This is a genomic window from Nocardioides palaemonis (assembly GCF_018275325.1).
Taxonomy (GTDB): domain Bacteria; phylum Actinomycetota; class Actinomycetes; order Propionibacteriales; family Nocardioidaceae; genus Nocardioides; species Nocardioides palaemonis.
Map to the genome: position 1 here is coordinate 150,764 of NZ_JAGVQR010000001.1, position 11,696 is coordinate 162,459.

Sequence of the window (11,696 nt, forward strand, 5' to 3'; positions counted from 1 at the left end):
GTGAGGAGCGCCAGCGCCACCTCGCTGGTTGAGGTGTGAGGAGCGCCAGCGCCACCTCGCTGGTTGAGGTGTGAGGAGCGCCAGCGACGAGCCTCGAAACCTGCGACCCCGTGTCGGACGTGGTTTCGAGGCTCGCTGCGCTCGCACCTCAACCACCGACGGGCTGCGCTCGCACCTCAACCACCAAGGGGTCGCTCGCACCTCAACCACCGAGGGGTCGCTCGCACCTCACCGGCCGACGGGGCCGTCCCAGTCCCAGTGTCCGAGCGGGAGGTCGTCGGGGACGTCGTCCTTCGAGCGGCCCCACGCCTGGAACGGGCCCAGCGCGGCCCAGGCGACGTAGTCGGCGACGGCCTGCCGGACCCGTGGGTCGTCGGGCACCCCGGCCTCGTCGAAGGAGTCGACCACGCACTGCACGAAGCGTGGGCTCGCCTCGACGGCGTACTCGCCCTCGCCGGCGTGCAGGCGCTGCACGTGCGACTCGCTGCCGCCCATCGCGCCGGTGTACGTCGCCGGCCCGCCGAGTGCCTCGGCCCAGTACGCCGCCAGGCGCTCGGTGTGGTCGGGCTGGTTGTCGGCGTGCGAGAACGGGTGGTGGAGCAGCGGGTCGGCCAGGCACCGCTGGTGGGTCGCCTCCGCCAGCCGCTCGAGGACCTCGATGCCTCCGACCGCCTCGTAGATGGTCGTCACCGTTCGATGGTCGCGCTGGGAGTCCGTCTTGACCAGCCCGAGAGGACCGGGGGAGGGTCGGACCACGCGCCCGGCCGACTCGGGATGGTCGGGCACTTCTCTCGGGAGTACCCCCATGCACCGTTCGACCCTGCCCACCCCACGGACCAAGGTGCTGCTCGTCGTGGCGGCCGTGCTGCTCGCGGCGGCGGCCGTCTTCGTGGCCGCGCCGGCGCGCGCGGCGAGCGCCTGGCCGATCACCCAGGCCGGTCAGGCCCGCAACAACAACGCGATGGCGCTGCAGCACCTGCTCACCGCCCGTGGCTACGCCACCACCGCCGACGGCGTCTTCGGCAGCGGCACCACCGCCAACCTCAAGGCGTTCCAGTCCGCGGCCGGCATCAGCCCGGTCGACGGCATCGCCGGCAGCGGCACCTGGCCGCGGCTGGTCGTCACCGTCAGCCAGGGCTCGACGGACACCAGCGCGGTGAAGGCGGCGCAGACGCAGCTCAACAAGTACGGCGCGAACCTGGTCGTCGACGGGGCCTTCAGGTCCGGCACCCGCGCGGCGGTCGTCTCGTTCCAGGCCGCGCGCGGCCTGTCGCAGACCGGGACCGTCGACACGGCGACCTGGCAGGAGCTGCTCGGCTACAGCCAGGCCGGCGACCAGACGCTCTGCTACGCCACCGGCGGCACCACTGTGTCGAGCCTCTCGTCGGCGCAGGTCGCCAACGTGCGCTCGATCCTCTCGACGACCCGCAGCGCCGGAGGCAACCGCAACGCCCAGGTCATCGCGCTGATGACGGCGATGCAGGAGTCGAAGCTGTGCAACATCCAGTTCGGCGACCGCGACTCGCTGGGGCTGTTCCAGCAGCGCCCGAGCCAGGGCTGGTGCTCCGGCGGCACCGCGTGCGTCAACCCGACCTCCGCCACGCAGGGCTTCCTCGGCGTCTCGGCGTACACCACCAACCGGGGCCTCTTCGACGTCTCCGGCTGGGAGTCGATGAGCAAGACGCTGGCGGCCGACGCGGTGCAGCGCTCGTGCTGCCCGAACGCCTACGCGCAGTGGGAGTCGATGGCCGGCACGCTGGCCGACACCTACTGATCCCTGCGGGACTTCTTCGGCGTCCCTCAGCCGGCGCTCAGCCGGTTGGGGGATGCTGTGGCAGGTGACCCCGACGACGACCGACGCCACCCGACCGTGGTGGCGGCTGCGCGACACCCCCGTGCCGGGCGGGGTCCCCGACCTGGCGAAGGCGCTGCTGTGGACCGAGCTCGCGCTCGTCCTCCTCGTGTCGCTGGGGCGGTCCGCGATCTACTCGGTCGTCAGCATCGTCTCGGCGCTCACCGCGCCGGGACCGCTGTCGTCGCAGGCGGCGAACCTCAACAACAGCCTGGCCCCCGACCGGCCGTGGCTCGACCTCACCTACCAGCTGCTGCGGATCGGCTTCGCGCTGGTGCCGGTCGCGCTGGCCGGCTACCTGCTCGTGCGCTCCGGGACCCGCCTGCGGGAGGTGTGGGCGAGCGGCGGACGCTGGGCGTCGTGGGGCGACCTGGGACGCGGCGCGTGGCTGGCGCTCGGCGTCGGCTCGGTCGGCGTGGTGTTCTACCTCGCGACCTTCGCGCTCGGCACGAACCTGACGGTCGTCGCGCAGTCGCTGCCGGGTGAGTGGTGGCAGGTGCCGGTGCTGGTCCTCGCGGCCGCGGAGAACGCGGTGCTCGAGGAGTACGTCGTGCTGGGCTTCGTGCTGGTGCGCCTGCGCCAGCTCGGCTTCGGTGACTCGGCAGCCATCGGTCTCGCCGCGCTGCTGCGCGGGAGCTACCACCTCTACCAGGGGCTGGGTGGCTTCGTCGGCAACCTGGCGATGGGTCTGCTCTTCGGCTGGCTCTACCGCCGCTGGGGGCGGGTCATGCCGTTCGTGGTGGCCCACACGCTGCTCGACGTGGGCGCCTTCGTGGGCTACGCCGCCCTCGCCGGGCGGGTCGACTGGCTGCCGACCCTGTGACCCGCCCGGCGAGTGGAGGTCAGCGGCGGATCTTGAGCTTCTTCGACGACCGCTTGGCGGTCGCGTAGCCCTTCTTCTTCACCTTGACCACGACGGTGATCTTCTTGCCGCGGTCCTTCGGGCGGACGCGGTAGGTCGCCTTCTTGGCGCCCTTGATCTTCTTGCCGTTCTTCATCCACTGGTAGCGGACCTTGACGCTCTTCTTGGCCGGCTTGGGCTTCCAGCCCTTCAGCTTGACCGACAGGACGCGGCCCACCCGCGGCACGCCACGGAGCTTGGGCTTGCGGGTCTTGAACGTCGCCTTGCCGACCACGACCGGGGCGGTGCCGGCGATGACGGTGGCGTAGTTGGGAGCCGAGCCGAAGACCTGCAGGCTCAGCGTCTTGCCGATCGCCTTGCGGCCGAGCTTGAAGGTGCTGGCGGTCGCGCCGGAGACCGGAGCGCCGTCGAGGAACCACTGGTAGCCGAAGGTGACCGCGGGCGCCCAGCTTCCGGTGACGGCCTTGGCCTTGCCCTTCCAGCGGGCTGCGCCACCGATCGCCACCGCGCCGGGGTAGATCTGCGACTGGCGGTAGTTGGCCGCGAGCGGCACCTGCTCGTTCATCGCCTGGGCGTTGAACGTCGTGACCGGCGAGGTGGTGCCCTGCGGGCGACCGTTCACGAGCAGGTTGGGGTTGGAGAAGTTGAGCGTGCGGACGCAGCTCCGGCAGGTCGTGGGGTAGGCCATGATCGTGAGCGTGTTGCCGGGGACGTCGACGTAGCCGCGGGCGTAGGGCTTGCCCTGCGGCGCCTCGGACGCGCCCGCGTCGTGGCCGGCGCTCAGGTTGTGGCCGACCTCGTGGGCGAAGGTGAGGTTCGAGGTGGCGCACCCGTCGATGTAGGTCGCGGTGAAGGCGTTGGCCGCGTCGCGCGCGGCGTCGCCGCTGCCGCCGAGGAACCCGATCCCGCACGTCGACTGGGCCGGGTCGCTGCCGGAGAGCCACATGCTGACCAGGTCGGCGTGCACCTGGTCGCGGAAGCCCGCGATCTCGTCGTAGAGGCCGTCGTCGGGGTCCTGCATGGCGAGCAGGACGGACTCGATGTCGGACAGCTGGGGCTGCGCGACCTGGCGGGTGCCGACCAGCCGCAGCGAGGTGGCGACGCCCGAGGTGGCGAAGGCCTGGTTGGCCTGTGCGATGCCCTGCGCGAACTGGGCCTGCATGGGGCCCTCGCCGAGCTGGGCGGGCAGGGAGGCGGGGTAGACGATCGCGATGTCGACGGTCGTCGCCGCGTCCCTGGCGACGTCGGCGCGCTCCGCCGCGGCCGAGCCGGTGGTGGTGCGGGGGCTGACGCCGTGGTCCGCGTGGTCGGCGTGGTCGGCGTGGCCCCCGCGGGGTGCCAGCACGTCCTTGCCCTCGGCGACGGTGGGGCCGGCCTCGGTGACGACGTAGTCGCCGTCCTGGTTGCTGGCGACCTCGTAGGTGCCCTCCTCCGCGGAGGAGACGGTGATGTGGCGGAACCCGCCCACCTCGACGGCGCTGAACGTGCCCTTCTCGCCCTCGAGGCGTCCGGCCCACGCGGTGACGCCGCCGGAGGACGTGCGCCGCTCGACGACCGCGGTGACCGCGGCGTCGTCGAAGAGCGCGAACCCGAGCCGGTCACCGGCACGGGCTGCGTCGAGCGCCGCGTCGTCCAGCGTCGTCGAGCGCGAGCGGACCGCGCCGTTCGGGACGGCGCTGCGGGCGTCGACCGACGAGCCGCCGCTCAGCAGCTGGGCCGGGCGGTCCGCGCCGCTGGGCGCGGCGACGGCGACGGGCGGTGACGCGGTGGCGGCCAGCGCGACCGCGCAGATGCCGGCGACGCCGGCGAGCTTCCTGTTCATGGACATCTGGGAGTCCCCCTTCTCTCTTGCCCCCTCGTGCCCGTGCACGGGCGGCCCAAACCCCGAGCTGCGGTCTGATTCAACCCGAGGTGGCCGACATCGCGCCCGGGCGGGTCTCGGGGGCGCGCAGCCAGAGGGGCACGGCGAGCAGGCTGACCAGCGCGGTGGTGGCGAACGCCCACCCGAAACCGGCGGCGTCGGCCACGACCCCGACGAGCACCGGCCCGAGGATCGCGCCCGCGTCCTGCGACATCTGGAAGCTGCTCAGCACGGTGCCTCCGCTGCGGCCGCTGCCCACCACGTCGGCGACGCTGGCCTGCTGGCCCGGGTTGACCAGCCCCGCCCCGACGCCCGACAGGACCGAGAGCACGAGCAGGACGGCCAGCGAGCTGCTCAGGCCGAGCGGGCCGAGCGAGAGCGCGGTGACCACCAGCCCGCCGACGACCAGCGGACGGCGGCCGACCGTGTCGGCGATCCGGCCCGAGACCTGGAGCGTGAGCGCGGTGCCGGCCGCCGCCAGCGCCAGCGCGACACCGGCCACCCACGTGTCGTCGTGGACGGCGACGGCCAGCTGCGGCAGCACGGCGACCCGGACGCCGAAGTTGCACCAGCCGTTGGCGAAGCCGGACCCGAGGGCGGCGACGTACGTCCGGTGCGCGAGCGCCTCCCGCAGCCGCATCGGCGGCGCGGCCGGCCCGCCGGTCGACGCCGGGCGCAGCCGGGTGCCGCCGAGCCGGACCCCGACCAGGGTCGCCGCGACGACGAGCGCCGCCGCGTAGACCACGAACGGCGTGCGCAGCCCGAACCCCGCGAGCGCGCCGCCGAGCACCGGACCGACCATGCCGCCGACGAGGAACGCGCTGGCGTACGCCGAGGAGACCCGCCCGCGCATGTCGGGCGGCGCGAGGCGCACCAGCAGGGCCATCGCGGAGACGGTGAACATCGTGGAGCCGATGCCGCCGAGCCCGCGCAGCACCAGCAGCTGGACGTAGGACTGGGCGAACGCGGTCGCCAGCGACGACGCCGCGACGACGAGGAGGCCGACGAGGTAGACCGGGCGCTCACCGAGCCGCTGCACCAGCGCTCCGCCCGCGGGCGCGAAGGCGAGCCGGAAGAACGCGAAGGCGGACACCACGACCGACGCGGCCGCGACGCCGACGTCGAAGCTGCGGGCGTAGGCCGGCAGGACGGGCGAGACCAGGCCGTAGCCGACCGCGATCAGGAAGGCGGCGACCAGCAGGACGCGGATCTCCGCCGGCAGCGCGGGGGCGCTGCCGCGGGCGGAGCGGCTCACTCCCCGGTCTCGACCTCTTCGCGCTGCTGCTCCTCCGCGACGACCTCGCGGCGGCGCCCGAGCAGGCCGCCGGCCCACAGCGCCAGGAGCACCAGCACCGGCTGGAAGAACAGCCGGGTCAGCCGGGCGCGGTCGGTGTCGAGACCGAACGCGTCGGTGCCCTCGACGTACTGCGCGATGTTGCCGGGGAAGATCGCCACGAAGAACGCGGCGAGCAGCGCGCCGACCGTGCGCCGGTGCTTCGGCAGGGCGACGAACGCCGCGCCGAGCCCGATCTCGACGACGCCCGAGGCGACGACGGTCAGGTCCTCGTCGACCGGGAACCAGTCGGGGACCTGCGCCTGGAACTCCTGGCGCTGGGTGGTGAGGTGGAGGACGCCGGCGGTGACCATGAAGCCACCGAGCACGACGCGTCCGAGGGTCTGGGCCTTCATGGCCGCCAGCCTAGTCGCGGGCCAGCAGCACCCCCGGGTTGAGCAGCCCGTCGGGGTCGAGGGCCTGCTTCACCGCGCGCATCAGGTCGACCTCGACGCGGGACTTGTACGCCGCCGCGGCCGCGGCCTTGGTCCGTCCGAGGCCGTGCTCGGCGCTGATCGAGCCGTGCTCGGCGGCGACCGCGTCGTAGATCGCGGTCGACAGGTCGGGCGCCGCGTCGAGGAGGTCCAGGTCGCGGCTGGTTCCGTCGGGGCTGGGTGCGTTGAGGTTGTAGTGCAGGTTGCCGTCGCCGACGTGCCCGTAGGTCACCGGGCGCACGCCCGGGAGCACCTCCTGCAGGCGCGGACCCATGGCGTCCGTCCACGCAGCGAGCCGCGCGATCGGCAGGGTCACGTCGTGCTTGAGCGTCGCGCCCTCGACCTTCTGGACCTCCGAGATGCCCTCGCGCAACGCCCACAGCGCGTCGCGCCGGGCAGGGCTGGTCGCGATCGCCGCGTCGGCGACCACTCCCGTGTCGACGCCGAGGGAGAGCAGGCGCTCGAGCGCGTCGTCGAGGCCGTCGTCGGAGGCGGTGCCGGCGAGCTCGACCAGGACGTACCACCCGCTCGGCGCCTCCAGCGGGTCGACCGCGCCAGGCAGGTGGGCGAGCACGAGGTCGAGCGCCTGCCGGTTGGCGATCTCGAAGGTGGTGAGGTGGACGCCGGCCTCGCGCTGGGCGAGCGCGAGCAGCTCGACCGCTGCTGCGACGGACGGCACCGCGACCCACGCCGTCGCGTGTCGCGGGGTCGCGGGGAACAGCCGCAGCACGGCGCCGGTGATCACCCCGAGCGTGCCCTCCGACCCGACGAAGAGCTGGGTGAGGTCGTAGCCGGTGTTGTCCTTGCGCAGCCCGCGCAGGCCGTCCCACACCCGGCCGTCCGGCAGCACCACCTCGAGGCCGAGGACCAGCTCGCGGGTCATGCCGTAGCGCAGCACGGCGGTGCCGCCGGCGTTGGTGGCGAGGTTGCCGCCGATCGTGCAGCTGCCCTCGGAGCCCAGCGACATCGGGAAGAGCCGGTCGGCGTCGGCCGCCGCGGCCTGCACGTCCGCGAGCACCACGCCGGCGTCGACGGTGATCGTCCCGGCGACGGGGTCGACGTCGCGGACCGTCCGCATCCGGGTGAGCGAGAGCACGACCGCGGTGCCGGAGCCGTCGGGCACGCCACCACCGACCAGCCCGGTGTTGCCGCCCTGCGGGACCACGGGCGTACGCGTCTCGGCGCACGCCCGCACCACCTCGGCGACCTCGGCGGTGGAGGCGGGCCGCACGACCGCCAGTGCCCGGCCGCGGTGCACGCCGGTCCAGTCGACGACGTGGGCGGCGACGTCCGCGTCGTCGGTCAGCACGTGGCTCGCGCCCACGGCGTCGCGCAGGCGGTCCAGCAGGTCGGTCACGGTGTCTCCTCCGGGGTCGGGTGCTCAGCCCAGCACGACGGCGACGAGCAGCGCCACCGGGAGCGAGGCGAGGGTGGTCACGAGGATGGCCTCCCGGGCGACGTCCTCGCCCCGGCGGTAGCGCGTGGCGTGCAGGAAGATGTTCTGCGCCGTGGGGAGCGCGGCGGTGATGACGACGCCGAGGAGGGCGCGGTCGTCGAGGCCGAGGGACGCGCCCACGGCCCACGCGACGACCGGCATGACCGCGATCTTGAGCGCCGCGACGAGCAGCACCTCGCCGTTGTGCCCGGCCCGTCCCAGCGGCGGGCTCAGCCGGAGCGCGGCGCCGTAGGACATCAGCATCAGCGGGATGGCGGCGCCGCCGAGCATCTCCAGCGGGGCGAGGGCCGCGGTCGGCAGCCGCCAGCCGGTGAGCGCCAGCACCAGGCCGACGACGGCCGCGACCGTCAGCGGGTTGGTCAGCAGTCGTCGGAGCGCGGGACGTACGCCCTCGCCGCGGCCGGTGATCCGGTCGAGGGCGACGAGCGCCGCGGGCTGGACGAGCAGCATCTGCACCAGCAGCGTCGGCACGACGACGGTGATGTCGCCGACGACGTAGGCGGCGATGGCGATGCCGAGGTTGCCGGCGTTGACGTAGGACGCCGACAGCGCGCCGATGAGCAGCGCCCCGGCGTCCGGGCGCCAGCGCAGCCGGGCGATGACCACGTACGCCGCGAAGCACGCGCCGAGCGAGACCGTGGAGGCGACCAGGTTGACCGCGGCGGTCTCGAGGTGGACGCGGCTGATGGTGACGACCATCAGCGCGGGCGAGGCGACGAAGAACGCGATCTCCCCGAGCGTGCGCTGTGAGCTGCGGTCGAGGACGCCGACGTGCGCCAGGGCGGCGCCCGCGGCGATGACGACGAGGATCGTCGTGAAGCCGGTCAGCAGGTCCACGCCGTGTCCTCCCCGTGCATCGTGCGATAGCGAGCCGCTCTTGGACCGCGGCGGTGGCGCCCGGCAAGGATGGCGGCATGACCTCCGAGACCTCGCACCCGGTCCGTGTCGTGCAGCTCGGCGGGCTGATGCCCTTCGTGCGCCAGTGGCTCACCGAGCGCTACGCCGCGCCCGCTCTCGACGACCTCGGCGACCCGGCCGGCGTCGAGGTGGCGGTCGTCGGCGGCGGTGCCCCGCTCGGCGCCGCGGAGATGGACGCGCTGCCCGACCTGCGCGCGGTCGTCAACTTCGGGGTCGGCCACGACAACGTCGACCTCGCGGAGGCGACCCGTCGCGGCGTCGTGGTCTCCAACACCCCCGACGTGCTCACCGACGCGGTGGCCGACCTCGCGGTGCTGCTGGTGCTCGACGTCCTGCGCGGAGCCACGGCGGCGGACCGCTTCGTCCGCAGCGGCGCGTGGGCGCGGGGCGAGCGGATGCCGCTGGCACGCGACGTGCGCGGTGCGGTCGTCGGGGTGCTCGGGCTGGGCCGGATCGGGACCGCCGCCGCCGAGCGGCTCGAGGCGTTCGGGGCCGAGGTCCGCTACCACTCCCGGGCCCGCAAGGACGTCGGGTGGACCTACGACGCGACCCCGGTCGAGCTTGCGGCGGCGAGCGACGTCCTGCTGGTGCTGACGCCCGGCGGCGCGGGCACCGAGCACCTCGTCGACGCGGCCGTCCTCGACGCGCTCGGCCCGGACGGCTTCCTGGTCAACGTCGCGCGGGGGTCGGTGGTCGACGAGGTCGCGCTGGTCGCGGCGCTCGAGGAGGGACGGCTCGCGGGAGCCGGGCTCGACGTGTTCGCCGACGAGCCGCGCGTCCCGGCGGCACTGCTCGACCGCGACGACGTCGTGCTCCTGCCCCACGTCGGCAGCGCGACCACCGGGACCCGGGAGGCGATGGGCCGGCTGGTGCTGGACAACGTGGACGCCTTCCTGGAGCGGGGCGAGCTGGTGACCCCGGTCGGCTGACCGCACGCGTCCTCCTCGGGTGCTTGACGTACTTGTGACATGAGTTGCACACTCATCATACAAGTTGGTCACGACCCGAGGAACCCATCATGACCCAGACCCTGGACCTGCCCGCGACGAGCGCGTCGGTGACCGCCGACCGGATCCGCAGCGTGACGCTGTCGCACGTCGTGCTCCCGCTACCCGCCCCCGTCAGCGACGCCAAGGTGCTCACCGGGCGGCAGAAGCCGCTGACCGAGACCGTGATGCTCTTCGTCGAGGTGACGACCGAGCAGGGCTTCGAGGGGATGGGCTTCAGCTATTCCAAGCGCGCCGGCGGGCGGGCGCAGTTCGCCCACCTCAAGGAGGTCCTCGACGTCGCGATCGGCCAGGACCCCAACGACATCGCCAAGGTCTACGAGTCGCTGATGTGGGCCGGCGCCTCCGTCGGGCGCTCCGGCGTCGCGACGCAGGCGGTCGCCGCGCTCGACGTCGCGCTCTACGACCTCAAGGCCCGCCGCGCCGGCCTGCCGCTGGCCAAGCTGCTCGGCGCGCACCGCGACTCCTGCCGGGTCTACAACACCTCCGGCGGCTTCCTCCAGGCGTCGGTCGAGGAGATCAAGGAGAAGGCGACCGCGTCGCTCGAGTCCGGCATCGGCGGGATCAAGGTCAAGGTCGGCCAGCCCGACTGGCGCGAGGACCTGCGCCGCGTCGAGGCGCTGCGCGAGCACCTCGGCGACGGCCCGTTCATGGTCGACGCCAACCAGCAGTGGGACCGGGCGCGGGCGCGCCGGATGTGCCGCGAGCTCGAGGCCTACGACCTGATCTGGATCGAGGAGCCGCTCGACGCCTGGGACCACGTCGGCCACGCCGACCTGTCGCGCGTCTTCGACACCCCGATCGCGACCGGCGAGATGCTCACCTCGGTCGACGAGCACATGGGGCTGGTCGACGCCGGCTACCGCGGCATCGTGCAGCCCGACGCGCCGCGGATCGGCGGCATCACGCCGTTCCTGCGCTTCGCGACGCTCGCCGCGCACCACCGCCTCGACCTGGCGCCGCACTACGCGATGGAGATCCACCTGCACCTCGCCGCGGCGTACCCCACCGAGCCGTGGGTCGAGCACTTCGAGTGGCTGAACCCGCTGTTCGAGGAGCGCATCGAGATCCGTGACGGCCGGATCTTCGTCCCCGACCGTCCCGGCCTCGGCTTCACGCTGACCGAGCGGATGCGCTCGCTCACGGCGGAGACCGCTACCTTCGGCCGGTGAGCTCCACCCTGTCCGCGCGCGTGGTCGCCGGCCTCAAGGACAAGATCCTGGCCGGCGACCTCGCGCCGGGCGCCAAGCTCCCCTCCGAGACCGAGCTGGTCGAGGAGTACGCCGTGTCGCGCACCGTCGTGCGCGAGGCCGTCACCCGGCTGCGTGCGGAGGGCCTGGTCGAGACCCAGCAGGGCCGCGGCTCGTTCGTGCTCGCGGTCCCCGAGGCGTCGTCGTTCAGCGTCGAGGCCTCCGCGATCCGCACCGGCGCCGACGTCCGGGCGATGCTCGACTTCCGCCTCGGGGTCGAGAGCGAGGCGGCCGCGCTGGCCGCGCTGCACCACCGACCGTCCGACGACGAGGCGATCCGCGAGGCGATGGAGGGCTTCGTGCGCGCCGGTCACGAGGGCGCGGTCGAGGCCGACTTCGCCTTCCACCTCGCGATCGCGCGGGCGACGGGCAACCGGTTCTACGCAGACCTGCTCGCCTCGCTCGGCCCGATGATGATCATGCTGCCGCGCACCCGCCTCGGCGACGCGCACTCGATGACCGACGCCACCCACGTCGAGCGCGTGCAGCGCGAGCACGACAACGTCGCCGCCGCCGTCCTCGCCGGCGACGCCGAGACCGCCCGCGCCGCGATGCGGCTGCACCTGGGCAACACCCGCCGCCGCGTCACCTGACCGCGAGTCGGCGCGAGTGTCGCGCAGATCAGCGCCGAGTCGGCGCGAATGTTCGCACGAGGGACGCTGAGTCGGCGCGAATGTGTCGCGGATCAGCACTGAGTCGGCGCGAATGTGCCGAGACAGCACG

Annotated in this window: 11 protein-coding genes; 5 read left to right on the forward strand and 6 right to left on the reverse strand. The window is 73.5% G+C overall.

The genetic code is table 11. From position 1 onward, the window contains the following. Positions 1-228: 228 nt before the first annotated feature. Positions 229-690: a globin domain-containing protein gene (locus tag KDN32_RS00705; RefSeq protein WP_211730213.1), complete on the reverse strand. Its 462-nt coding sequence runs from the start codon at positions 688-690 to the stop codon at positions 229-231. A gap of 115 nt (positions 691-805) precedes the next feature. Here KDN32_RS00705 and KDN32_RS00710 point away from each other — a divergent pair, with 115 nt between their 5' ends. Together KDN32_RS00710 and KDN32_RS00715 are read left to right on the forward strand one after the other, a co-directional pair. Beyond that, positions 806-1,774: a peptidoglycan-binding domain-containing protein gene (locus tag KDN32_RS00710; protein ID WP_211730214.1), complete on the forward strand. Its 969-nt coding sequence runs from the start codon at positions 806-808 to the stop codon at positions 1,772-1,774. Between the two features lie 64 nt (positions 1,775-1,838). Beyond that, the gene (locus KDN32_RS00715) at positions 1,839-2,675 is read left to right on the forward strand and encodes a CPBP family intramembrane glutamic endopeptidase (RefSeq protein WP_307853595.1); all 837 of its coding nucleotides are present in this window, start codon (positions 1,839-1,841) and stop codon (positions 2,673-2,675) included. Between the two features lie 19 nt (positions 2,676-2,694). Here KDN32_RS00715 and KDN32_RS00720 read toward each other — a convergent pair whose 3' ends face one another. The 5 genes from KDN32_RS00720 to KDN32_RS00740 form a co-directional block, all read right to left on the reverse strand. Then, complete coding sequence (locus tag KDN32_RS00720) at positions 2,695-4,542, reverse strand: reprolysin-like metallopeptidase (protein WP_211730216.1); 1,848 nt, start codon at positions 4,540-4,542, stop codon at positions 2,695-2,697. A 73-nt stretch (positions 4,543-4,615) separates the two neighbouring features. Then, positions 4,616-5,830, reverse strand: coding sequence for an MFS transporter (locus KDN32_RS00725; RefSeq protein WP_211730217.1), 1,215 nt, complete (start codon positions 5,828-5,830; stop codon positions 4,616-4,618). Then, the gene (locus KDN32_RS00730; RefSeq protein ID WP_211730218.1) at positions 5,827-6,264 is read right to left on the reverse strand and encodes a DoxX family protein; all 438 of its coding nucleotides are present in this window, start codon (positions 6,262-6,264) and stop codon (positions 5,827-5,829) included. The genes KDN32_RS00725 and KDN32_RS00730 overlap by 4 nt, the downstream gene beginning before the upstream one ends. Before the next feature lie 10 nt (positions 6,265-6,274). After that, complete coding sequence (locus tag KDN32_RS00735; protein WP_211730219.1) at positions 6,275-7,699, reverse strand: FAD-binding oxidoreductase; 1,425 nt, start codon at positions 7,697-7,699, stop codon at positions 6,275-6,277. A gap of 24 nt (positions 7,700-7,723) precedes the next feature. Beyond that, entirely contained in the window at positions 7,724-8,635 is a 912-nt protein-coding gene (locus KDN32_RS00740) for an AEC family transporter (protein WP_211730220.1), read from the reverse strand. Positions 8,636-8,712: 77 nt separating this feature from the next. On the opposite strand from KDN32_RS00740, the gene KDN32_RS00745 reads away from it, so the two are divergent. The 3 genes from KDN32_RS00745 (at position 8,713) to KDN32_RS00755 (ending at position 11,566) form a co-directional block, all read left to right on the forward strand. Further along, the gene (locus KDN32_RS00745; protein WP_211730221.1) at positions 8,713-9,645 is read left to right on the forward strand and encodes a 2-hydroxyacid dehydrogenase; all 933 of its coding nucleotides are present in this window, start codon (positions 8,713-8,715) and stop codon (positions 9,643-9,645) included. A gap of 89 nt (positions 9,646-9,734) precedes the next feature. Next, positions 9,735-10,895 carry an L-talarate/galactarate dehydratase gene (locus KDN32_RS00750; RefSeq protein WP_211730222.1) on the forward strand — a complete coding sequence of 387 codons (1,161 nt, stop codon included), beginning with the start codon at positions 9,735-9,737 and terminating at the stop codon, positions 10,893-10,895. Further along, a complete protein-coding gene (locus KDN32_RS00755; RefSeq protein ID WP_211730223.1) occupies positions 10,892-11,566 on the forward strand; it encodes a FadR/GntR family transcriptional regulator in 675 nt (224 codons plus the stop codon). The genes KDN32_RS00750 and KDN32_RS00755 overlap by 4 nt, the downstream gene beginning before the upstream one ends. Positions 11,567-11,696 lie beyond the last annotated feature (130 nt).

Coding starts and splice junctions, on each gene's coding strand:
- KDN32_RS00710 (WP_211730214.1), top strand. CDS start 806: ATGCACCGTTCGACCCTGCCCACCCCACGGACCAAGGTGCTGCTCGTC.
- KDN32_RS00750 (WP_211730222.1), top strand. CDS start 9,735: ATGACCCAGACCCTGGACCTGCCCGCGACGAGCGCGTCGGTGACCGCC.
- KDN32_RS00730 (WP_211730218.1), bottom strand. CDS start 6,264: ATGAAGGCCCAGACCCTCGGACGCGTCGTGCTCGGTGGCTTCATGGTC.
- KDN32_RS00720 (WP_211730216.1), bottom strand. CDS start 4,542: ATGTCCATGAACAGGAAGCTCGCCGGCGTCGCCGGCATCTGCGCGGTC.
- KDN32_RS00745 (WP_211730221.1), top strand. CDS start 8,713: ATGACCTCCGAGACCTCGCACCCGGTCCGTGTCGTGCAGCTCGGCGGG.